The sequence below is a fragment of the Arthrobacter sp. SlRoot2-15 genome, from assembly GCF_059739345.1.
Genome location: NZ_AP046058.1, coordinates 949,501 through 971,384 on the forward strand (window position 1 = coordinate 949,501; position 21,884 = coordinate 971,384).

General features: G+C 69.2%; 18 protein-coding genes. 13 read left to right on the top strand and 5 right to left on the bottom strand.

The annotated features are described in order from the left end of the window. Positions 1–3: 3 nt before the first annotated feature. From AC6I9V_RS04315 to AC6I9V_RS04335, 5 genes are all read left to right on the top strand, one after another. Positions 4–1,074, top strand: coding sequence for a Gfo/Idh/MocA family protein (locus AC6I9V_RS04315; protein WP_349414326.1), 1,071 nt, complete (start codon positions 4–6; stop codon positions 1,072–1,074). A gap of 222 nt (positions 1,075–1,296) precedes the next feature. After that, entirely contained in the window at positions 1,297–2,643 is a 1,347-nt protein-coding gene (locus tag AC6I9V_RS04320; protein ID WP_497898473.1) for a hypothetical protein, read from the top strand. A 480-nt stretch (positions 2,644–3,123) separates the two neighbouring features. Further along, positions 3,124–4,413, top strand: coding sequence for a serine/threonine-protein kinase (locus AC6I9V_RS04325; RefSeq protein ID WP_349414373.1), 1,290 nt, complete (start codon positions 3,124–3,126; stop codon positions 4,411–4,413). Beyond that, positions 4,410–4,889, top strand: coding sequence for a mucin-associated surface protein (locus tag AC6I9V_RS04330; protein WP_497898474.1), 480 nt, complete (start codon positions 4,410–4,412; stop codon positions 4,887–4,889). Before AC6I9V_RS04325 ends, AC6I9V_RS04330 begins: the two co-directional genes overlap by 4 nt. 95 nt (positions 4,890–4,984) lie before the next feature. Beyond that, positions 4,985–5,599 carry an SRPBCC family protein gene (locus tag AC6I9V_RS04335; RefSeq protein ID WP_497898475.1) on the top strand — a complete coding sequence of 205 codons (615 nt, stop codon included), beginning with the start codon at positions 4,985–4,987 and terminating at the stop codon, positions 5,597–5,599. A 108-nt stretch (positions 5,600–5,707) separates the two neighbouring features. Here the strand turns inward: AC6I9V_RS04335 and AC6I9V_RS04340 are convergent, their stop codons facing one another. After that, complete coding sequence (locus tag AC6I9V_RS04340; RefSeq protein WP_497898476.1) at positions 5,708–7,927, bottom strand: NADP-dependent isocitrate dehydrogenase; 2,220 nt, start codon at positions 7,925–7,927, stop codon at positions 5,708–5,710. A gap of 262 nt (positions 7,928–8,189) precedes the next feature. Between AC6I9V_RS04340 and AC6I9V_RS04345 the strand changes: the two genes are divergently transcribed. Next, positions 8,190–9,167, top strand: a complete 978-nt coding sequence (locus AC6I9V_RS04345; RefSeq protein ID WP_497898477.1) for a trypsin-like serine peptidase — start codon at positions 8,190–8,192, stop codon at positions 9,165–9,167. A gap of 649 nt (positions 9,168–9,816) precedes the next feature. Here the strand turns inward: AC6I9V_RS04345 and purH are convergent. Then, complete coding sequence (gene purH, locus AC6I9V_RS04350; RefSeq protein WP_497898478.1) at positions 9,817–11,502, bottom strand: bifunctional phosphoribosylaminoimidazolecarboxamide formyltransferase/IMP cyclohydrolase; 1,686 nt, start codon at positions 11,500–11,502, stop codon at positions 9,817–9,819. Positions 11,503–11,663: 161 nt separating this feature from the next. Here purH and AC6I9V_RS04355 point away from each other — a divergent pair, with 161 nt between their 5' ends. Next, positions 11,664–13,016 (top strand): MFS transporter, encoded by a 1,353-nt coding sequence (locus tag AC6I9V_RS04355; RefSeq protein WP_497898479.1) that lies wholly within the window; start codon positions 11,664–11,666, stop codon positions 13,014–13,016. 71 nt (positions 13,017–13,087) lie between these two features. On the opposite strand, the gene AC6I9V_RS04360 is transcribed toward AC6I9V_RS04355, so the two are convergent. Together AC6I9V_RS04360 and purN are read right to left on the bottom strand one after the other, a co-directional pair. Continuing rightward, a complete protein-coding gene (locus AC6I9V_RS04360) occupies positions 13,088–13,765 on the bottom strand; it encodes a putative endonuclease domain-containing protein (RefSeq protein WP_497898480.1) in 678 nt (225 codons plus the stop codon). A gap of 377 nt (positions 13,766–14,142) precedes the next feature. Continuing rightward, positions 14,143–14,727: a phosphoribosylglycinamide formyltransferase gene (gene purN / locus AC6I9V_RS04365; protein ID WP_497898481.1), complete on the bottom strand. Its 585-nt coding sequence runs from the start codon at positions 14,725–14,727 to the stop codon at positions 14,143–14,145. Between the two features lie 39 nt (positions 14,728–14,766). Between purN and AC6I9V_RS04370 the strand changes: the two genes are divergently transcribed. Then, positions 14,767–15,198: a hypothetical protein gene (locus AC6I9V_RS04370; RefSeq protein ID WP_497898482.1), complete on the top strand. Its 432-nt coding sequence runs from the start codon at positions 14,767–14,769 to the stop codon at positions 15,196–15,198. Between the two features lie 28 nt (positions 15,199–15,226). Here AC6I9V_RS04370 and AC6I9V_RS04375 read toward each other — a convergent pair whose 3' ends face one another. Beyond that, entirely contained in the window at positions 15,227–16,549 is a 1,323-nt protein-coding gene (locus AC6I9V_RS04375) for a cell division protein PerM (protein ID WP_497898483.1), read from the bottom strand. 156 nt (positions 16,550–16,705) lie between these two features. On the opposite strand from AC6I9V_RS04375, the gene AC6I9V_RS04380 reads away from it, so the two are divergent. The 5 genes from AC6I9V_RS04380 to AC6I9V_RS04400 all read left to right on the top strand — a co-directional run bounded on the left by AC6I9V_RS04380 (position 16,706) and on the right by AC6I9V_RS04400 (position 21,864). Next, on the top strand, positions 16,706–17,173 hold the full coding sequence (locus AC6I9V_RS04380) for a DUF4383 domain-containing protein (RefSeq protein ID WP_349414312.1): 468 nt from the start codon (positions 16,706–16,708) through the stop codon (positions 17,171–17,173). 216 nt (positions 17,174–17,389) lie between these two features. Continuing rightward, positions 17,390–18,826 (top strand): flotillin family protein, encoded by a 1,437-nt coding sequence (locus AC6I9V_RS04385; RefSeq protein ID WP_349414310.1) that lies wholly within the window; start codon positions 17,390–17,392, stop codon positions 18,824–18,826. Next, entirely contained in the window at positions 18,819–19,076 is a 258-nt protein-coding gene (locus tag AC6I9V_RS04390) for an NfeD C-terminal domain-containing protein (RefSeq protein ID WP_497898484.1), read from the top strand. The genes AC6I9V_RS04385 and AC6I9V_RS04390 overlap by 8 nt, the downstream gene beginning before the upstream one ends. Positions 19,077–19,309: 233 nt before the next feature. Then, positions 19,310–20,473: a glycosyltransferase family 4 protein gene (locus AC6I9V_RS04395; protein ID WP_497898485.1), complete on the top strand. Its 1,164-nt coding sequence runs from the start codon at positions 19,310–19,312 to the stop codon at positions 20,471–20,473. Next, on the top strand, positions 20,470–21,864 hold the full coding sequence (locus tag AC6I9V_RS04400) for a UDP-glucose dehydrogenase family protein (protein WP_497898486.1): 1,395 nt from the start codon (positions 20,470–20,472) through the stop codon (positions 21,862–21,864). The genes AC6I9V_RS04395 and AC6I9V_RS04400 overlap by 4 nt, the downstream gene beginning before the upstream one ends. The last annotated feature ends 20 nt before the right edge of the window (positions 21,865–21,884 follow it).

Genomic DNA, 21,884 nt, shown 5'->3' on the forward strand with positions numbered 1-21,884 from the left:
ACCATGTCTGCCCCCATCGCGAAACCGTGGCTGTTCAGCCAGCCGGACCAGGACCCACGCACCGCCACCGGCGCCCGGCTGCGGTGGGGTGTGGTCGCCACCGGCGGGATTGCAGCGGCGGTGACCCGTGACCTCGAGCTCCTGGCCGACGCGGAGCTGTACGCCGTGAGCTCGCGCAGCCAGGCCGCGGCCGGCGCGTTCGCGGCCGACTACGGCTTCGCCCGCGCGTACGGCGACCAGGACGGGTCTGCCGGCTACGAGCGGCTGCTGGCCGACGACGCCGTTGACGTCGTCTACGTCGCCACGCCGCATGCCCAGCATCACACCATCGCGCGGGCAGCCCTGGCGGCCGGCAAACATGTGCTCTGCGAGAAGGCCCTCACGATCAACGCCCGGGAGGCTTCCGAGCTGGTGGAGCTGGCGCGGGAGCGCGGCCTGTTCCTGATGGAGGCCATGTGGAGCCGGTTTCTGCCCAGCATGCAGCGGGCGTTTGAAATTGCCGCCTCCGGCGAGATCGGCGAGGTCAAGTGGGTCGCGGCCGATCTGGGGTTTCCCGCCCCGTACTCCCCGACGTCCCGGCTGTGGGCGCCGCGGGACGGCGGCGGCGCCCTGCTGGACATCACGGTCTATCCCCTGCTGTGGGCGCTGGGAACCCTCGGTTTCCCGCAGACGGTCAGTGCCACCGGCTGGCTCAACGACGACGGCGTGGACGCCCAGAATGCGCTGACCCTCGGCTACCACCACGGCGCCCAGGCGCAGCTCACGTCCTCGCTGCTGGCCCACGGTCCCCGGGCCGCCACGGTGGCCGGCAGCGGCGGCTTCCTGCAGAGCCTGGGGTCCGTCAACAACCCGAAGGAGTTGCTGGTGCGGGTCGGCTTCGACGAGCCGCGTACGGAACGGTTCAGTGTGGTCGGGCGCGGCTACAGCTATGAGCTCCGCGAGGTCACGCGCTGCATCCAGCAGGGCCTGACCGAGAGCCCGGTCATGCCGCTGGAGGATTCCCTTAACACGATGCGGCTGTTCGACGGCGTGCGCGCACAGCTGGGAGTGAGCTACCCGAACGACCTGCACTGAGCGGGGCTGCGGGAGCCGGCGGCACCGCCGCCGCGGACCTTCGGAGGCCGCTGGCGGGGCGGTTTTCGGGGCGGTTTTCGTGCTGGAATTGCGGGCCCGACGATGCCAAATTTGCCGTCCGCTATGGACTAGCCCCGGCCCCCGGACTTAGGCTGTAGACCAATCGTCGATAGATTTCGGGGAGGGGTGTTGCGCATGCAAACAGCAGCGAGCCTTTCCCCTGTGCGCCGCATCGTTCGGCCCGTTTTGCTGGCCATGGCGGCCGCGCTGGCATGGCTGGCCCTCTCCGCATCCGCCGCCAGCGCCGACGGATCCCCGGCATTCAGCACTGCCCCTGGCGCCCCGGTCGCGTCCGTTGTGGCCATGATCCAACTGCCCATGACAGACGCCGTGGCGCCAAGCCCGCCGGCTCCGCTTCCTGCGGCGCCCGCCCCGACGCTCCCGGCCATCGCCCCCTTCCTGCCACCTGCACCGTTGCCTCCAGCCCCGCCGCCGCTGCCGGTGGAGCAGCCCGCCCCGCCGGTCGTTCCGGTCGCGGAGCCAGCCCCGACGGTGGCCCCCGCCCCGGTGCCTGCCCCGACGGTGGCCCCCGCCCCGGTGCCTGCCCCGACGGTGGCCCCCGCCCCGGTGCCTGCCCCGCCCACAGCCGAGAGCCCGCCCCCGGTTTCTCCGACCACCGAGCCGGTGGCCGAGCCCCCGGCAGAGCCTGCCCCTGCTCCCGCACCCGTCCCGGCTCCGGCCCCTGCTCCCACGCCAGACCCCGCGCTGCCGGTCATCGACCCCACCCTCCCGGTCACCGATCCGGTGACGGATCCGGCCCAGGATCCTGGCGGCCTGCCGGGCATCCCGGTGGTCCAACCCACCCCGGACCCCACGCTCCCGGCACCGCTGCACGGCACCACTCCGGCAGCACCGCTGCCCGGCACCACTCCGGCAGCACCGCTGCCCGGTGGGGTCCCGGCCGTCCCGGCCCCCGGACCTGCGGTGCCCGGCACGACCCCGGTTGCCCCTGTCCCTGCGCCCGCCCCGGCGCCGGCGGCGGCGGCGCCGGCGCCGGCGCCTCAAATCCTTGTCCTGCCGATGGGAGCGGTGGTAGCCGTGTCCCCGGCGGACCCCGCGCTGGCTTGCGGCCCGGGAGCCGTCAGCGCGCCGCGGCCGGTGATGGCCGACTCGGCCCGGTACGTTACCGTGCGCCCGGCCCATGTCCCGCTCATGGTGTTGCCGGAACCCCAGGGCGCGGGCAGCCCGGCTAGCGCCCCGCCCGCAGATAACCCGCCTCCCGCCAGCCCCGTCCCGGCCGGCGACAACACCCCAGCTACACCGGCCGGCGGCAACGACTCGCCGCGCCCCTGGGGTGGCGGAACGGGTCTCCCTGCCCCCAACGCCCTTCCGCCGGTTCCGGGCTCAGGGTCCGGGAGCGGAGCGGCGTCCAGCGGGCCCTCCGGCGCCCTGGCCTGGTTGCCGGGCGCGCTCTTCTTCATTCCCCCCATGGGTGCCGACCCCATCAGTGGCCCGCTGCAGCACGTCCATCCTGCTGACGCCGCTGATCCCGGATCATCTCCTGACTAGAAGGGCCGTCCTCTGCCATTTTCCTGCGCAGAGCACGGTCCTTCGGGCTGCCATGTGCGCCCGCCATCAGTCATTCAGGAGAATTCCCCATGGACCCCACCGTCCGCCGCCGGATCACCGGCACTCCCGTTTCGCCTAGGCGCCCCGTCTCAGCGCCGTCCGCGAACCGGCCCGTGCCGTCCCGCCGCGTACCCCTCCAGCTCCGCCACATCCAAGTCATACCCCCGCCTGCGGAACGCCCGCCGTAGCGCGCGCCCGCTCCTGCCCAGGTCCCTTAACCGCCGGAGCGATGTCGTTGGGTCCGCTGGGGGATCCAACGGCCTCACAGGCAACGGCGACAACCCTTCCCTACGTGCGAAAGGTGGGTACATCAATCCCTATGCCAGACGGGTGGAACAGCACCATGCTGGAACACGATACCCGTACCCGTATTATTCTTTAGGGGCGCCACCTCGGCGCCGACGAGAGGGACGGGGTAACATCGTGGACGCTTCGCCCAGCGAGGTCACGACGGAGATTTTGAGCGGCCGCTACCGGCTCGGTGAACTGGTCGGCAGGGGCGGCATGGCGTCCGTCTACTCGGCCCGGGACGAGAACCTGGGCCGGGACGTAGCGCTCAAGCTGTTCGCTCCGCAGTCCGCCGATGCCGATGAGCTCAAGCGCCAGCAAGCCGAGATCGAACTGCTGGCCACGTTGAACCATCCGAGCCTGGTCACGCTGTTCGACGCCGGAACGGACACACGGATTCCGGAGGAACCGCGGCCTTTCCTGACGATGGAACTGGTGGACGGCCAGGACCTCCGGAGCCGGATCCGGCACAGCCCCGTGCCGCTTGACGAACTTGCCGTCATCGGAGCGGGGCTCGCGGACGCCCTCGCGTACGTGCACTCCCTCGGCATCATCCACCGCGACATCAAACCGGCCAATGTCCTGCTGGTTCAGGTCCGCCCCGGCGAGCCGCTGCGGCCGAAGCTGACCGACTTCGGCATTGCCAGAATAGTGGACGGCACCCGGCTCACCGCCACCGGAACCATGGTGGGAACCGCGGCCTACCTGAGCCCCGAACAGGCCCGCGGTGCGGACATGGGTCCGGCCAGCGACATCTACTCCCTCGGCCTCGTGCTGCTGGAGTGCATCAAGGGATTCGTCGAATACCCGGGCAGCGCCGTCGAATCCGCAGTGGCACGGCTGCACCGCGCCCCCGTCATCCCGGACAGCATTCCCCCGGAGTGGGCCGCGCTGTTCCGAGCGATGACGGCACTGGACCCCCTGGACCGCCCCGCGGCCGCCGAACTGGAATCGGCGCTGCGCCAGGCGCTGATCTCCCCCGACTCGCTCCCGGGTCCGCTGCCCGAAGACCGCACCCGCGTGCTGCCCGCGCCACCGGCCAGGCCCCCACGCTCAGCGCAGGACACGGGGCCGGGAACCGCCCGGAGCGCCGCCCAGACCACGGCGCAGGAGTCGACCGGCGCCGCACCCGGCGTAGACGCACAAACGCGCCCGCAGTACGCCCTCACCCCGGGCGTTCCCGCGGCACGCCGCCCTGCCGCCCTCGGCATGCTCTCCCGCCGGCTCGCCAGCTTCCGTGCCGCCCGGCTCCGGACCAGGGTCGCCGTCGTCCTGGCCGTGGTCGCGCTGCTTGCGGCGGCCGTGCTCGCCACCGCCATTCTCGCCGCACCGAAGCCGGCACCCGCCGTCGTTCCGTATCCGGCGGTCACCGGTGACCTCGGTGAACACCTGAAGCAGCTGCAGAAGAGCGTGGAACCATGACCGGCAAGAACACAAGGCACTGGTTTCCGGCCCTGGCCGGCCCGCTGCTGACGGCCCTCCTGGTTGCGGGCTCGCTCGCCGGCTGTGCCGGGCCGGCGCCCGAACTGGACGGCGCGGCAGCAACTCAGCTCCAGTCCCAGGTCCGCGCCGTCACCGAGGCCGCAGCCGCCGAGGACTCCCCCGGCGCACTGAAGCTGCTGGATGACCTGATGACCAAGCTCGACGCGGCTGCTGCGGACGGAAAGGTGTCCTTCAAACGCCACCAGAGCATCAAGGCCTCCGTCGACGCCGTCCGTGCCGACCTGAACGCCAAGGTGGCACAACAGCTGGCGGCCGAGGCCGCAAAGGCCGCCGCGGCAGCCCAGGCCGCCCAGGAAGCCGCAGCGAAGGCGGCCGCGGACCAGGCGGCGCAGGCACCGGCTCCAGCCCCGGCCGATAACGGCAGGGCGAAGGGCAAGGGCAAGGGTGGCGGCTAGCCACATCCGGCTTCCCCTGCAGGCCGGTTCCGGCTAGCTTGGTCAGTCAGGCCGCACAGGCCTGACGGCCCGCCGACTGAAGGAGTGAAGCAAGCATGGCAACAGTCCAGGAATCCATCGATGTGAACGTTCCCCTGAGCCAGGCCTACAACCAGTGGACCCAGTTCGAAGATTTCCCGCAGTTTATGAGCGGGGTGGACGCCGTCCGGCAACTCGATGACACCACCGTCCACTTCCAGACCAGCATCGGCGGTGTCAAGCGCGACTACGACGCCCGGATCACCAGCCAGGACCCCGACCGGCAAGTGTCATGGGAGAGCCTCGACCGACCCCGCAACGCCGGGACGGTGCGGTTCTCGGAACTCGGACCGGCGGAAACCCGGGTCGACGTCGAACTCAGCTGGGAGCCCGGCTCGGCGGCCGAAAAGATCGGCGCGGCGGTGGGCCTGGACTCCCGGCAGGTCGGGGCGGACCTGCAACGGTTCAAGACTTTCATCGAGGGCCGTGACTTCGAAACGGGCGCGTGGCGCGAACGCGTGAGCAACGCAGAGGTGGATGGACAGGTGCCGGTGGCGCCGCTGCTGACCGATACCGGTTACGACGTCGTCGGCCCCGGCGCGTCGCTGAATACCGATCCGGACATGGCCACTGAACCCGCCTTCGACGCCGACACCTCCAGGCGCCGGGACCGCCGGGCCTCCGACCGCTGACGCGGGCCGCTACGACGCCGGACGCCAACATGCCGGACGCCAAATACGGGCCGATTAACGCCGAAGGGCGCACCGGGGGTTCCCGGTGCGCCCTTCGCCTTGCCGGGCCTAACCCAGCAGGGAGAGCACTTCGCTGAACTTGGCCGAGGGCCGCATCACGGCGGAGACCTTGGCTTCGTCCGGACGGTAGTAGCCGCCGATGTCGACCGGGGACCCCTGCACGGACAGCAGTTCGCCGACGATGGTCTCCTCATTGGAGCCCAGCGCGTCGGAGACCGCGGCGAAGGCCGCGGCCAGCTCGGCGTCGTCGCTCTGGCGTGCCAGCTCGTCGGCCCAGAACTTGGCGAGGTAGAAGTGGCTGCCGCGGTTGTCCAGCTCGCCGGCCTTGCGCTTCGGGGACTTGTCTTCCAGCAGGAAGGTGCCGGTGGCGCGGTCCAGGGTGTCCGCCAGGACCTGCGCGCGGGCGTTGCCCGTGGAGGTCGCGAGGTGCTCGAAGCTCACGGCCAGGGCCAGGAACTCGCCCAGGCTGTCCCAGCGCAGGTGGTTTTCCTTCAGCAGCTGCTGCACGTGCTTCGGGGCCGAACCGCCGGCGCCGGTCTCGAACAGGCCGCCGCCGTTGATCAGCGGGACGATCGAGAGCATCTTGGCGCTGGTGCCCAGTTCGAGGATGGGGAACAGGTCCGTGAGGTAGTCGCGGAGCACGTTGCCGGTGACCGAAATGGTGTCCTCGCCCTTGCGCAGGCGTGCCAGGGTGAAGGCCGTGGCCTCGTCCGGGGACATGATTTCCAGCTGCAGGCCCTCGGTGTCGTGGTCCTTGAGGTATTCCTCGACCTTGGCGATCATCCGGGCGTCGTGCGCGCGGTTCTTGTCCAGCCAGAAGACGGCCGGGGTGGCGGAGGCACGGGCGCGGGTGACGGCCAGCTTGACCCAGTCGCGGATCGGCACGTCCTTGGTCTGGCAGGCGCGCCAGATGTCACCGGGGGCGACCTGGTGTTCGATCAGGACGGTGCCGGCGTCGTCGACGACCTGGACGGTGCCGGCGGACTGGATCTCGAAGGTCTTGTCGTGGCTGCCGTACTCCTCGGCAGCCTGCGCCATCAGGCCGACGTTCGGGACGGTGCCCATGGTGGTCGGGTCAAAGGCGCCGTTGGCGCGGCAGTCGTCGATGACGACCTGGTAGATGCCGGCGTAGCTGCTGTCCGGGAGGACGGCGAGGGTGTCGGCTTCCTGGCCGTCGCGGCCCCACATGTGGCCGGAGCTGCGGATCATGGCCGGCATGGAGGCGTCCACGATCACGTCGGAGGGAACGTGCAGGTTGGTGATGCCCTTGTCCGAGTCGACCATGGCCAGCTCGGGGCCGTCGTTGAGGCCCTTCTGGATGGCCGCCTCGACGTCGCCGCGGATTTCCTCGGGCAGGTCTTCGAGGCCGTTGAGGATGGAGGCCAGGCCGTTGTTGGGGCTCAGGCCGGCTGCGGCGATCTGCTCGCCGTAGGTAGCGAAGAGCTCGGAGAAGTAGGCCTTGACGACATGGCCGAAGATGATCGGGTCGGAAACCTTCATCATGGTGGCCTTCAGGTGTGCGGAGAAGAGCACGCCCTCTTCCTTGGCGCGGGCGACCTGGGCGGCGAGGAAGGAATCCAGGGCGGCGGCGCGCATCACGGTGCCGTCGATGACCTCGCCGGCGAGCACGGGGAAGGCGCGCTTGAGGATCTTGACCGTGCCGTCTTCCTTGACCAGCTGGATCAACAGGTTCGTGTCCGCCTCGATCACCACGGACTTCTCGTTGGAGCGGAAGTCGTCGGCATCCATGTGGGCCACGTTGGTCTTGGACTCCGGGGTCCAGGCGCCCATGCTGTGCGGGTTCTGGCGGGCGTAGTTTTTGACCGAGAGCGGCGCGCGGCGGTCGGAGTTACCCTCGCGGAGCACCGGGTTCACGGCCGAGCCCTTGATCTTGTCGTAGCGGGAGCGGATGTCCGTCTCCTCGTCCGAGGCGGGGTTGTCCGGGTAGTCCGGCAGCGCGTAGCCCTGGCCCTGCAGTTCGGCAATGGCGGCCTTCAACTGTGGCACGGAGGCACTGATGTTGGGAAGCTTGATGATGTTCGCCTCGGGCGTCTTGGCGACCTCGCCGAGTTCCGCCAGGGCATCGCTGACGCGCTGTTCTTCGGTGAGGTAGTCGCCGAAGACGGCGATGATGCGGCCGGCTAGCGAAATGTCGCGGGTCTCCACTTCCACACCGGCCGTCGACGCGAACGCCTCGATGATCGGCAAGAACGAATAGGTGGCCAGCATCGGCGCTTCGTCGGTGTGGGTATAGATAATCTTGGCCATTGCTCGGGCGTCTCCCTGAAAGTCTGCGGAAATCTTTTGTTATCTCAACGGCTCTAACTTACCCGAGGTGGCCGCCTTGGCGCCTATCCGGGACGGGCGCCCGGGCCCGCGTGACTCCGTGAACGGTGGCAAGGCTGCGGAAATCTTGCGTGACAAATGTTGACAAATAGCTTTACTCGCTCGTCACGCTGCCGTAGCTTCTAACCCATCACCGCAGCCGGCCCCGGCTGACCGCCCCGTATCCCTCCCGGTTAGGACACCCATGAGAACACCCAAGACTCTGGCCACCAGCCTCCTCAGCCTCTCCGCCGCCGCACTCCTTGCGGTCTGCGCGGCCGGCACGGCGTCGGCCACACCGGCCCCCGCAGCACAGGACAGGGATACCCCGCTGGTTGCCAGCCAGTCCGTCGACGGCACCCAGGCCGCCGAGTACTGGACGCCCGAGCGCATGAAGTCCGCGATCCCGGGCGATGTTTTGGCGAACAAGGCCCTGGCCCGCGGCAACAAGTCCCCCGCGGCCACCGTGGAAAAAGGCTCCAGCACGCAGATCTCCGGCAAGGCCGCGCGTGGCAAGCCCGCCCTCCACGCGGACGAGTCACCGGTCTCAAATATCGGCAAGGTGTTCTTCACCATGGGCGGCAGCAACTACGTCTGCTCCGGCAACTCCGTGACAGCAACCAACAAGAGCACCGTCTCGACCGCCGGCCACTGTGTCAACGAGGGCCCCGGGGCGTTTGCCACCAACTTCGTCTTCGTCCCGGCCTACCTCAACGGCGCCGCCCCGTACGGCAAATGGGCGGCCAAGGCCCTCTACACCACGCCGCAGTGGAGCTCGGCCGGTGACATGCAGTACGACACCGGCTTCGCCGTCGTCTCCCCGCTGAACGGGCAGAACCTGTCCGACGTCGTCGGATCCTCCGGCGTCCAGTTCAACGCAGCCCGAGGCCTGACCTACAAGTCCTACGGCTACCCGGCCGCGTCACCGTTCGACGGCCAGTCCCTGGTGAGCTGCACCGGGCCGGCCTCCAACGACCCAAACAACCCGCAGTTCAACGCCCAGGGCATCCCCTGCGACATGACCGGCGGGTCCTCGGGCGGACCCTGGTTCATTGGCACCAGCTCCTCGGGCTACCAGAACTCCATCAACAGCTACGGCTACGGCACCCGCTCCACCGTGATGTACGGCCCGTACTGGGGGTCCGTCATCCAGCAGGCCTACGCGACTGCCGCGGCCTCCTAAGACCTCATCCCCGAGAAACCCGCACCCTAGGAAAGGAATAGGGCGACGCGGGGTCACTGGCCGCCCATCCCCCTCGACAGGGCGGCGCAGTGACCCCGCGTTGCTGTGTGCTGCTGGTTGCTGGCTGCGGGTTGCGGGTTGCTGGTTGCTGGGCCTTGGTCCGGAGGATGGACATGCCCATTGCTGGAGCCATGCACCGGACATGCCCATTGCTGGAGCCATGCACCGGGCATGCCCGTCGTCGGGGCCAGCCGACGGGCATAACCTGCATATGTCCATTGCTAGGCGCGAAGAATGAGCATGCCCGTCGGCCTTGAAGTGCAGGAGCATTTCCTGGCCCAAGGTGTTGGCTGGCCCATTTGATCCCCTCGCCGGGCATGCCCATTGCTCGCGGCGGCCAATGGACACAATCCACATATGTCCACTCCTGGGCACGAAGAAGGAGCATGTCCATCGGCCTTGAAGGGCATGCCCATCCCTGGTCTCGAAAAATGAGCATGTCCGTCGGCGACGCTGGCCCGGACGCCTGCGGCTGCACTCCACGCCTCCCCCGCAACCCAGCACCCGAATGCCCACAAAAAAATGGACATGCCCCTCCCGGAAAGGAAGGGCATGTCCATTCTTGGTGGCGGCCGTTGAGCATGTCCCCCTAGTGGAAGAAGTGCCGCGCGCCGGTGAAGTACATCGTGATTCCGGCGGCGTTGGCGGCGGCGATAACTTCCTCGTCCCGGACGGAGCCGCCGGGCTGCACGACGGCGCGGACACCGGCGTCGATCAGGATCTGCAGGCCGTCAGCGAACGGGAAGAAAGCGTCCGAGGCCGCGACGGCGCCGCGGGCACGCTCGGGGGCGCCGCTCGCATCAGCGTTGGAGGCGCCGCCGGCGCCTTCCACGTCCGAGCTCACCGTGACACCCAGCGTGTTGGCCCGCTCGACGGCGAGTCGGCAGGAGTCGAGCCGGTTGACCTGGCCCATGCCGATGCCGACGGCGGCTCCATCCGACGCCAGCAGAATCGCGTTGGACTTGGCCGCACGGCACGCGGTCCAGGCGAAGGCGAGGTCCGCCAGGGTGGCGGCGTCGGCGGCCTCGCCAGCGGCGAGGGTCCAGTTGGCCGGGTTGTCGCCCTCGGCGTCGACCTTGTCCGTGGCCTGGACCAGCATGCCGCCGGAGACCTGGCGGAACTCGGTCGGGTAGCGGCCGTAACCCTCGGGCAGGGTCAGCAGGCGGATGTTCTTCTTTTTAGACAGGATTTCCACAGCCTCGTCCTCGAAGCCCGGCGCGATGACGACCTCGGTGAAGATGCCCGCCACGGTCCGGGCCATGCCGGCGGTGACGGTGCGGTTGGCTGCGATTACGCCGCCGAACGCGGAAACGGGGTCGCAGGCGTGGGCCTTGGCGTGGGCGTCGGCGATCGGATCCGCCGCGGAGGCGGAACCCACGGCCACACCGCACGGGTTGGCGTGCTTGATGATCGCAACGGCGGGTTCGGCGAAGTCGAAGGCGGCACGCAGGGCGGCGTCGGCGTCGACGAAGTTGTTGTAGCTCATCGCCTTGCCGTGCAGCTGGTCGGCCTGGGCGATGCCGGCGGGGGCGGCCTTGTCCACGTAGAGGGCGGCCTGCTGGTGCGGGTTCTCGCCGTAGCGCAGCACCTCGGAACGCTCCAGGGCCAGGCCGGCGTAGGCGGGCCAGTCGATCACGCCGTCGCCGTCCTCGTCGAGGAACTGGCTGGCGGTCCAGGTGGCCACGGCGGTGTCGTAGCTCGCGGTATGCGCGAACGCCTTGGCGGCGAGCCGGCGTCGGGTCTTCAGGTCGAACCCGCCGGAGGACGCCGCGTCCACCACGGCACCATAGGAGGCCGGGTCCACCACAATCGCGACGGCGGCGTGGTTCTTCGCAGCCGAGCGCACCATCGCGGGGCCCCCGATGTCGATCTGCTCGACGACGTCGTCCTGCGCGGCGCCGGACTTGACGGTCTCCACGAACGGGTAGAGGTTCACAACGACGAGGTCGAATGGCTCGATGTCCATCGACGCGAGCGTGTCCATGTGGGCCGGGACCCGGCGGTCGGCGAGGATGCCGCCGTGCACGCGCGGATGCAGGGTCTTGACGCGGCCGTCCAGCATTTCCGGAGAACCGGTGACTTCCTCGACTTCCTGCACCGGGATCCCGGCGGCGGCGATCTTCTTGGCGGTGGAGCCGGTGGAGACGATCTTGACGCCGGCTTCGTGCAGGCCTTTCGCGAGTTCCTCCAGACCGGTCTTGTCGTAGACCGAAATGAGGGCCCGGCGGATGGGAACTCGGTCGATGGATACACGTTCAAGCTGCGTAAAGCTCACAAAAGTCTCCGTCTTATATCGCGGCGGGGCCGCGGGTGGTGGGGATGCGGCCAGTTTATCGCGTCCGGGGTCCCTGCTGTCCGCCGGGACGCCCGCGCGCCCAAGTGTGAAGCATGCCGGCAGGCGCGTCCCGGGACGTAGAGTTTTCCCAGGAGGCCGAAATGAATACGTACACCACTGTCCCCAGCGGCGAACAGGTAGTCCAGGAACTGCCGTGGCGGTGGAAGGTCCAGGGCAGGATCTTCCTGATCGGTGGCCTCGGCTTTATGTTCGATGCCTGGGACGTCACGCTCAACGGGATCCTCATTCCGTTGCTGTCCAAGCACTGGTCGCTGGGCCCGGGCGACGCCGCCTGGATCGGCACCGCGAACCTGATCGGCATGGCCCTGGGCGCCTTCGTCTGGGGCACCATCGCGGACACCATCGGCCGCAAGAAGGCTTTCACCGCCACCTTGCTGATCTTCTCGGTCTTTACGGTGCTCGGCGCACTCTCCCCCGACTTCTCCTGGTTCGTGGCGTTCCGGTTCCTGGCCGGCTTCGGCTTGGGCGGCTGCATCCCGGTGGACTACGCGCTGGTGGGCGAATTCACCCCCCGCAAGCAGCGTGGCAGGGTCCTCACCGCCATGGACGGCTGGTGGCCGATCGGCGCCGCGCTGTGCGGCTTCGTCTCGGCCGGGCTGGTGGCGGCATTCGCGGACTGGCGGCTGACCATGCTGATCATGGTGCTGCCCGCGCTGCTGGTGTTTTGGGTCCGCCGCAGCGTGCCGGAATCGCCGCTGTTCCTGATCCGCAAGGGCCGCCGCGAGGAAGCCGCCAGGGTGATCGACGGCCTGGTCGCGGCCACCGGCGCCGAGGCCCGGGTCTACAGCCTGCCCGAACCCCAGGACGCGCCCCGACTGTCGGCCGGCAGCGCCTGGACCCAGCTCCGCGCGCTCTGGCAGTTCGACTGGAAGATCACGACGGCGGCGTGGGCCCTGTTCTTCTCGATCCTGCTGGTCTATTACCTGTCGCTGACCTGGATGCCGCGGATCCTAATCGGCGCCGGCTTCGAGGAGTACAAGGCCTTCCTCACCACGGCCTCGATGGCCGCCGTCGGCCTGCTGGGCGTGGTGGTCGCCGCGCTGCTGGTCGAACGCACCGGCCGCAAGTGGATCCTGGCCATCACCGGCCCGCTGTCCGCGCTGACGCTGGTAATTGTCGCCGTCGTGGTCGACATCCCGACGGCGGCCGTGTTCTGGCTGCTGGTGTTCGGCTTTGTGGTGCAGGTGGCCATCCCGGTGCTTTACGCCTACGTCTCGGAGCTGTACCCGACGGAGCTGCGCGGCTCGGGCTTCGGCTGGGCCTCAACGTTCTCCCGGCTCGGCGCCGGCTTCGGCCCGCTGGTCTTTGCCGCCTTCCTGTGGCCCGAACTAGGACTGGCGACGTCGTTCGCGCTGGCCGGCGCCCTGGTGCTGGTCTCGGTGCTGTGGATGGCCTTCTTCGCCCCGGAAACCAAGCAGCGCCGCCTGGAGTAGCCCAACTGACTCGCAGATAAGGCCGTTTTGAGGGCTGGAAACGGCCTGATCTGCGAGTCAGTTGGGTTGAGTCAGCGGGGTTGCCAGCCGTGGCCGTAGAGCGCCGTCCGGACCTTGGCGACGGCCGCGTGGCCGGCCTTCTCCAAATGCCGCTTCGAGATGCGGACCGATGTCCAGCCCGCGGAGGCGTAGTCTTCGTCGCGGGCGATGTCCCGGACCACCTGGCCCGCGGCCGAGTGAACGGCCTCCCCCTCGTACTCGACGGCAACACGGTACTCGGGGTAGGACAGGTCCGGTTCACGTACGACGCCGGGCCCCAGGAGGGTGGGCCTGTTCAGGTGCGGCTCTGGAAGCCCGGCCCGGCCGAGGATAAGGCGGAGTCGTGTCTCCGGGGCTGAATCCGCGCCAACCCGCGCATCCTCAAGAGCGAGCCGCGCCTTGCGGATTCCGGGAGTGCCCTTGTGCCGGTCCAGCATGTCGACGAGCTGCTCGACGGTGGCGTACGGTTCGGACCGGCCCTCGAGCGCGGGCCTTGGTTTGCGCAGCAGATGGTCCGCGACGACGGTGAGTTCGTCGATGCTCATCCGGCGTGAACAGTCCAGCCAGGTCCGGACCCGGGTGGTGACCAGGACGCCGTCGACCTCTGTGATCTCGTCGTCGAAAAACTGGCCGACATGACCCATCACACCCCTGCGCCGCGGTATGGCCATGGTGTCCGGCCGGGAGATGTGAATGCCCGGGTCAAGCATGCCCGGAAGGAACCCTGGGAATTCCCAGATCAGAAAGGCAGTCGCATGGGAGGCTGCCGAGAACCTCGTCACCAAAGTCAGTGGCCGAGCCTGGAGCTTCACTCCGGCGCTGCCGTCGGATGACCGCCGGATTCCGCGGCTCGGGATGTGTAGCGAGTGATGCTTGAGCCGGCGCCGGCTAGCTCCGGCGTCAAGGGCTTCCTGGAGGGTGAAGGACGCCGAACCAATCGAATCCGGTAGCGGCCGGGGTGTCTTCATAGCCCTATCGTCGCAAAACAACAGGCCTATCCGGGGGTTATCCACAGGACAGGCCTCGGGGACCCAAGTAGCTGGCAGATGGGGCCGTTTTGAGGGCTCAAAACGGCCTGAACTGCGAGTTAGTTGGGCGGGGCCGCGGGGGCGGTTGCGGCGAGGGATTTGAGCGTCGAGACCAGCAGCCGCCGCTCCACCGTCTTGATCCGCTCGTGCAGCGTTTCCTCGGTGTCGCCGTCGGCCACCGTCACGGCCTCCTGGGCGATGATCGGCCCGGTGTCCACGCCGGCGTCGGCCCAGTGCACGGTGCACCCCGTGACTTTCACGCCGTAAGCCAGGGCGTCGCGGACGCCGTGCGCGCCGGGGAAGGCGGGCAGCAGGGCCGGGTGGGTGTTCAGGTACTTGCCGCCGAACGCGTCGATGAAGTCCGCGCTGACAATGCGCATAAAACCGGAGGACACAACGATGTCGGGCCGGTACGCGGCCACCGCCCGCGTGAGCGCGGCGTTCCAGGACGCCCGGTCCGGGTAGGCCTTGAAGTCCACCACGAACGTCGGGATGCCGGCCGCCGCGGAGCGCTCCACCCCGTAGGTTCCGGGCCTGTCGGCCCCGACGGCGGCGAGCTCCACGTCCAGCTCGCCGGCCTTGACGGCGTCGATGACGGCTTGGAGGTTGGAGCCGGTGCCGGAGACGAGGACAACAATGCGCATTGCCTTAGCTTAGGGGGCCGCTCGCGTACGCTGGAAAACATGAATTCACCGTTCGACCCCGGCGACAGCCCGCGGGGCCAGAGTCCGCGGAGCGAGGCGGCCAAAGCGTCGCTGCTCAGGACGCACAACCTCTTCCGCATGTTCATCGTGACGGTGCTCGGGTCGTTCTTCGTGTTCCAGCTGGACGTCAGCTACCTTTGGCTCGCCGGGATCCTCACCGTCGCGTCCCTCGTCCTCGGCGTCCTGCTGCTGGTCCGCGCCATGAAGCTACGGGAATCGCGCCTGGTGCTGTTCGGGACCATCTCCGGCCTCGTCGTCACCGTGGTGATGGCCCTGATGATCATGGTGTCCGCGGTGTTCTTTAACCAGATCCGGGACTACCAGCAGTGCGCCCGGCATGCCCTCACCCAGCAGGCGGCCTCGGCCTGCCGGACGGAGCTGGAGAAGTCGATGCCCACCCAGCTGCGCTGACGCCGCCGGCACCGCAAGCGGAACCGGCTCAGTCGGCCTCGGCGGCCAGCTCGAGGTCCGCCTCATGCAGTTTCTGCCGGCGTTCCAGCCACGGCCCCGCGGCGTAGCCGATCACGACGCCGACGCTTGTTTCCACCGCGACGAACAGCGCCGTCATCAGCGGGTCCGGGCCGATGTCCGTGAGCCGGCCAATGCCGGCTGAACCCCTGGCCAGCCAGCCCAGCCCCGCCGCGAGCAGCCCGGCCACGGCGCCGGTCATGGCCCCCAGCACAAGGGTGGACACCGTGGCGGTGAACCAGCGCGCCTTGACCTTGATGGAGAGCCATTCGTCGAAGTGGTTTTCGCCTTCGCGCAGGAACCACCAGCCCGCCAGCACGCCGGCGAGGGCCGGCACCACCAGGGCCACGAATCCGTACTCCAGTGCCCCCGAGGGCAGCGCCGCGAACACCGGTATGGAGGGCAGCGGTCCGACGGCGGTGGCCAGCGGCCCTGCGTGGGAGCCGACGCCGAGCGCGAAGCCGGAGCCGGAGGTCCAGGCGAGCGCGAACACAGCCAGGTTGGGAAGGTAGCCCAGTTGGGCAATGGTCAGGGCGGCACCGCCTACGGGGCCGGCGTCGAGCGCCTCGTAGACGGCGATGACAAGGTTCCAGTGAATGAGCAGGTCCGCGGCGAGCAACGCGGTGGCCATCGCCAGGCTGGCCATCACCGCCACGAAGCCGGCTTTGAGGACGGAGCCGAGGTAGGAGCCCGCCCAGCGAGAGTGCTGGCTGGTGCGCGACAGCCAGGCAACGGCGTCGACGCCGATCAGCCGGCTCCAGGAGCCCGCCTCGCGCCGGGCCCCGATCACCATGCCGAGGGCGAAGGGGATCAGCGGCACGATCGAGGCGTACCAGAGGCTGACGCCCACCTCGGCGGTGCGGCAGACGAAGCCGGTGGCGAACCCGAAGGCGCCGTACATCAACCAGGACCCGAGCAGCGCCTGCCAGAGCTGGTCGGTGTACGAGGCCCGGGCCAGCCGGCGGCCGGCGCGCCAGGCGAGCAGGAACGGGATCAGCGCGAGCCCCAGCGGGACCAGCGAAAGGACACCCGATTCAGGCTGGGCCGCGGCGCCGTCGCCGACGGTGTCCAGCAGCAGGGGCACCCCGTGGATCACCAGCCAGGCCTGGCCAGCGAGCCGGGCGAGGAATTCAAAGCCGCTGTCCCGGAAACCGGCCGTGGCCCAGACCGCGACGATCGGTGCCACCACGGCGAGCGCGGAGATCACGGCCGCCTGCGCGGACTCGAGCGCCCCCTGCAGCCACAAAGGCATCGGAAGGCCACGGTCCCCGGTCTGATCAGCGCGCAGTTTCATCGTGATCCATCGTGCCACGCGCCGGGCCGCGTCCGGCGTTCCGACAGGCTTTCTCCCGCGTATTTTCGCGCCGTCCGGGTGGGTCCGCGGCGGCGCTTTTTCCGCTACCCCGCCGTAAAATTTAAAGTGTCCGCAATCACTGGTTGGAGGCAGAAAATGACTACCGCATCTCCACATGCGCACGGCGTACATTTCGGACGGACAGATGTCCAAAACGTCGGCATGGGTGTGGGTATTGTCCTAATTGTCGTGGGAGTCCTGGGGTTCATCCCGGGCATCACCACGCAGTACAGCGAGCTGAGGTTCTTCGGCCCCGATTCCAAGGCCATGTTCCTCAGCCTGTTCCAGGTGTCCATGCTGCTGAACATCGTCCAGCTGGCCATCGGCGCCACCGGCTTGACCATGTCCCGCAACGGCATGGGAGCCCGGAACTTCCTTATGGGCTTCGGCCTGCTGTACATCATCTTCAGCGTTTACGGGCTGATCGTCGGCGTAGGGTCGGCGGCCAATTTCCTTTCGTTCAACACCATGGACAACTGGACCCACATGGTGCTGGGCGTGGCAATGATTGGCGCCGGCTGGCTGCTCTCGAGGCATCTGGCCGATGACGCACAAACCCGGTAAGCGAACACCGGGAAAAGGGAGCCGCGAATGAGGAACGATTCATAGCAATCCAATAATTCGTACTACCTGCTGGTGCGGACGCCGTGAGGTTTCACTGGCGTCCGCACCAGCTTTCGCATTTCCCGGCGTCTGTACACAGAGCTTTGCGCCAAGTGCTGGACTTATTCGACGGCGGCACCCCAGACTGGCCTAACGCACCGACCTGAAAGGTTTTCCATGCCGGATTTCTCAGCCTTTATCCCGCTCCTCGCGATCCTCGCCGGGGCGCTGCTCGTCGTCGCCGTTATCTGGGTGGCGATCAAGCTGATGTGGAAGGTGGCTGAACCGAACGAGGCGCTCATCATTTCCGGCCTGACCCGAGGCACGCTGGAGACCAGGGACGGCATGGACTTCAAGATCGTCACCGGCAAGGGCGCGCTGGTGTTTCCCGGCCTGCAGACCGTGCGGACCCTGTCGCTGACCCTGAACGAGACCGAGCTCAAGGTCTCCTGCGTAACGTCGCAGGGCATCCAGGTGATCGTCGAGGGCGTGGTGATCTACAAGATCGGGGACGCGCCGCCCTTCATCGCGAATGCCGCGCGCCGGTTCCTCGGCCAGCAGCCGAAGATGCAGAGCCAGGTCTACAACGTCTTCGAGGGGCACCTGCGCTCCATCATCGGCAGCATGACCGTGGAAGAGATTATCCGCGAGCGCGACAAGCTCGGCTCGCAGGTGCGCAGCGCGAGCGGGGTGGAGATGGAGAAGCTGGGCCTGGTGGTCGACTCGCTCCAGATCAAGGACCTCCAGGACCCCACCGGCTACATCCAGAACATCGCAAAGCCGCACATCGCTCAGGTGAAGATGGAGGCCCGGATCGCCGAGGCCACCCGCAACCGGGAGGCGGCCGAGCGGGAGGCGGAGGCAGCCGCGCAAATCGCCGACGCGCAAAGCCTGTCCGCGATCAAGCAGTCCGAGGCTCAGGCCAACGCCGAACGCGCCCGGGCCAATGCCGCCCAGGCCGGCCCGCTGGCCGAGGCCACCGCGCGGCAGCAGGTGGTGGTGCAGGAAACCGAGGTCGCGAAGCTCGAGGCGGACCGCGAGGAACAAAAACTCCAGACCACCATCCGCAAACCCGCGGACGCCAAGGCCTACGCCAAGCGCACCGAGGCCGAGGGCCAAAAATCCGCCGACATCAGCGCCGCCGAGGCCCTGGCCCGCCGTACCGAGCTTGAGGCCCAGGTCAACGCCCGCCGCACCGAGCTCCAGGCGCAGGCCAACGCCACGGCCGCAGCGGCCGCCGCCGGGGCCACCCGCGTCACCGGGGAAGCGGAAGCGGCTGCCACCAAGGCGCGCGGCGACGCAACGGCGTCGTCGATCAAGGCCAAAGCGCTGGCCGAGGCCGAAGGCATCAAGGCCCGCGGCGAGGCCCTCGGCACCAATCAGGACGCGGTCATCTCGCAGCAGCTGGCCGAGAACATGCCCGCCATCATCGCGGCGGCCGCGGAGCCGTTCGCCCATGTCGGCCAGCTCACCGTCCTCAACGGCGGGGAGGGCATCAACCGGATGATCGGCGGCATCCTGGCCCAGGTCGGCGATTACCTGCCGGCGCTGCGGACGGCCCTCAAGGACGGCCGGCAGGCAGCCAAGCAGCCGCCGAAAGCCCCGGATGCCTAGGGACGTCGACCGCAGCCTGACCGGCAGGATCGGCCGGGTCACGGGACGCGTGGGCCCCGGCACCATCGGGGAGGTGATGCTGCCTTTCCGCGGCGGAATCAGCGCCTTCCACGCCCACCCCTTCGACAAGACGAGCGTCTTCGCCGTCGGGGACGAGGTGCTGGTGATCTATTACGAGCCGCCCCAAACCGTCTACGTGGACGAACTCCCGGACGTGCTCCGGCACGAGCCAACCGAACCGCGGCGCTGACGTTGCCGGGCGCCCGGAGGCCAGGGCCGGCCGGTCCCTGCGTCCATTTGCCAGAGATGGCCGCTCCGAGGCCCGTCTTAGCGGCCGTCTCTGGCAAATGGGCGCCCTGCATCTTGGGGCGCCCACGCCTTGGAGCGCGCCTGGACCCGCGGCCGCCGCCTGTTAACCCACTCTTCCCCCACAGGCCACACCCGTGACCCCGCGCCGTCAGCCGCCGCGGCGACGGTGGAGGCGTGAGGATCGCACTAGTCGCCGAATCATTCCTGCCCCAGATGAACGGGGTCACGCACTCCATCCTGAGGGTCCTGGAGCATCTGCAGGACCGCGGCGACGAGGTGCTGGTGATCGCGCCGTCCACGCAGGACACCGACGTCCCGGGCGAGGTCCACGGCGCGCACGTCCACCGGCTCCCCTCCGTGCCGCTCGCCGGCTACACGAACGTACGGGTGGCGTTGGGCGGTGTGGCCCGGGTCAAGCGAATCCTTGCCGACTACGCCCCCGACGTCGTCCACCTCGCCTCACCGTTCGTGCTCGGCTGGCGGGCCGCCCAGGCCGCGCACCAGCTCGGCATCCCGAGTGTCGCCATCTACCAGACCGAGGTCCCCGGCTACGCGGCCCGGTACGGCGTCCCCTTCCTGGAGAACTGGGCCTGGAACCGGGTGGACCAGATCCACCTGCTGGCCACCCGCACCCTGGTCCCGTCCACGTTCGCGCTGAACCAGTTCCTGGGCCGTGGCATTCCACGGGTTCAAATGTGGCGGCGCGGGGTGGACACCACCCGCTTCAGCCCGGAGAAGCGCGACGACGCGTGGCGGGCCGCCGTCGCCCCCGGCGGTGAGCGCATCATCGGCTACGTGGGCCGGCTCGCGGTGGAGAAGCAGGTGGAGGACCTGGCGGTGCTCGCGGACGTGCCCGGCACCAAGCTGGTGATCGTCGGCGACGGCCCGCAACGCGAGGCCCTGGCGGCCGCACTCCCGGAGGCCGTGTTCACCGGCTTCCTCGGCGGGGAAGAGCTGGCCCGCGCCGTCGCGTCCTTTGACCTCTTTGTCCACCCCGGCGAGTTCGAAACCTTCTGCCAGACCATCCAGGAGGCCATGGCGTCCGGGGTGCCGGTGGTCGCTACCGGCCGCGGCGGCCCGCTGGACCTCGTGGAGAACTCGCGGACCGGCTGGCTCTACCCGCCCGGCGACCTTGCCGCGCTGCGGGCCCGGGTGACGGACCTGACCGGCGACGACGCCAAGCGCCGCGCCTTTGCCGCCGCGGCCCACGCCTGGGTCCAGGGCCGGACCTGGCACGCGCTGGGCGAGGAACTGGTGCGGCACTACGAAGCAGTCCTGGCCGGCCCGGCCGGGCCCACCACCACACCAAGCCCCACCCCCAGAGGAGCAACCCTGTGAAGATTTCCGTGATCGGCTGCGGCTACCTCGGGGCCGTGCACGCGGCCACCCTGGCCTCGATGGGCCACTCCGTGGTCGGGATCGACGTCGACGCCGCCAAGGTGGCCCAGCTGGACCGCGGCGCCGCGCCCTTCTACGAACCCGGGCTGGACGAGCTCCTGCGCGACGGCCGCGCCAACGGCCGGCTCGCGTTCTCCACCAACTTCGCCGACGCCGCCGGCGCCCAGCTGCACTTCCTCTGCGTCGGCACGCCGCAGTCCAAGACCTCCGACGGCGCCGACCTCAGCTACCTGGTCTCCGCCACCGAGGCGCTGCTGCCCTTCCTGGCGCCGCGCGCCGCCGTGGTGGGCAAGTCCACCGTCCCGGTGGGAACGGTGGACATGCTCCGCGGGGTGCTCGCCGGACGGCCGGATGTGCTCCTCGGCTGGAACCCCGAGTTCCTGCGCCAGGGCACGGCGGTCAAGGATTCCCTGGTCCCGGACCGGCTGGTCTATGGCGTGCCCGGCGGGAAGGACTCCACCCTTACCCCGGACAGTGCCGGCGCGGCCGTCACCGCGGCCCTGGACACGGTGTACGCGCCGCTGCTCTGCGCCGGCATCCCCCGGATCATCTGCAACTTCGCGACGGCGGAACTGATCAAATCGGCGTCGAACGCGTACCTGGCCACCAAACTGAGCTTCATCAACGCCATGGCCGAACTCTGCGAAGCCTCCGGCGCGGACGTCACCGAGCTCGGCGAGGCGATGGGCCTGGACCCCCGGATCGGCGGCCGCTACCTGCACGCCGGCCTCGGTTTCGGCGGCGGCTGCCTGCCCAAGGACATCCGCTCGCTCCGGGTGCAGGCCGCCGCGCTGGGCGTCGACTCGGTGGACGCCTGGATGGCCACGGTGGACGGCATCAACCAGGGCCAGCGCTCCCGCACGGTGGAAGCAGCCCGGGAACTCTGCGGCGGCCAGCTGGGCGGCCGGCGGGTCACCGTACTGGGAGCGGCCTTCAAACCGGACACCGATGACATCCGCGACTCCCCCGCCCTGGACGTGGCGCAGCAGCTGGCCGACGCCGGCGCGCACGTCACCGTCACGGACCCGGCCGCGATCAACAACGCCTGGCTGCGCTACCCGCAGCTGCGCTTCGAGGCCTCCACCGACCAGGCGCTCGAGGGCGCGGAGCTGGTGCTGCTGCTCACCGAATGGGAGGCCTACCGCGGGCTCTCGCCGGACGCCGCCGGGGCCCTGGTCCGGCGCCGGATGGTGCTGGATGCCCGGAACGCCCTCGACGCCGCCGCCTGGACGGCGGCAGGCTGGACCGTGCGCTCTCTGGGCAGGGCCGGGACCGGGGCCAACACCGCCGTCCAGGCCGCAGCCCCGGGCGGGCCGGCCCAGGCCGGCTGAGCTCCCGCCGGCTGAATCCC

Bases quoted from the DNA above. Each gene is read 5' to 3' on its own strand.
- AC6I9V_RS04315 (WP_349414326.1), top strand. From the start codon at position 4: ATGTCTGCCCCCATCGCGAAACCGTGGCTGTTCAGCCAGCCGGACCAG.
- AC6I9V_RS04330 (WP_497898474.1), top strand. From the start codon at position 4,410: ATGACCGGCAAGAACACAAGGCACTGGTTTCCGGCCCTGGCCGGCCCG.
- AC6I9V_RS04335 (WP_497898475.1), top strand. From the start codon at position 4,985: ATGGCAACAGTCCAGGAATCCATCGATGTGAACGTTCCCCTGAGCCAG.
- AC6I9V_RS04340 (WP_497898476.1), bottom strand. From the start codon at position 7,927: ATGGCCAAGATTATCTATACCCACACCGACGAAGCGCCGATGCTGGCC.
- AC6I9V_RS04345 (WP_497898477.1), top strand. From the start codon at position 8,190: ATGAGAACACCCAAGACTCTGGCCACCAGCCTCCTCAGCCTCTCCGCC.
- AC6I9V_RS04355 (WP_497898479.1), top strand. From the start codon at position 11,664: ATGAATACGTACACCACTGTCCCCAGCGGCGAACAGGTAGTCCAGGAA.
- AC6I9V_RS04360 (WP_497898480.1), bottom strand. From the start codon at position 13,765: ATGCTTGACCCGGGCATTCACATCTCCCGGCCGGACACCATGGCCATA.
- purN (WP_497898481.1), bottom strand. From the start codon at position 14,727: ATGCGCATTGTTGTCCTCGTCTCCGGCACCGGCTCCAACCTCCAAGCC.
- AC6I9V_RS04370 (WP_497898482.1), top strand. From the start codon at position 14,767: ATGAATTCACCGTTCGACCCCGGCGACAGCCCGCGGGGCCAGAGTCCG.
- AC6I9V_RS04375 (WP_497898483.1), bottom strand. From the start codon at position 16,549: ATGAAACTGCGCGCTGATCAGACCGGGGACCGTGGCCTTCCGATGCCT.
- AC6I9V_RS04380 (WP_349414312.1), top strand. From the start codon at position 16,706: ATGACTACCGCATCTCCACATGCGCACGGCGTACATTTCGGACGGACA.
- AC6I9V_RS04385 (WP_349414310.1), top strand. From the start codon at position 17,390: ATGCCGGATTTCTCAGCCTTTATCCCGCTCCTCGCGATCCTCGCCGGG.
- AC6I9V_RS04390 (WP_497898484.1), top strand. From the start codon at position 18,819: ATGCCTAGGGACGTCGACCGCAGCCTGACCGGCAGGATCGGCCGGGTC.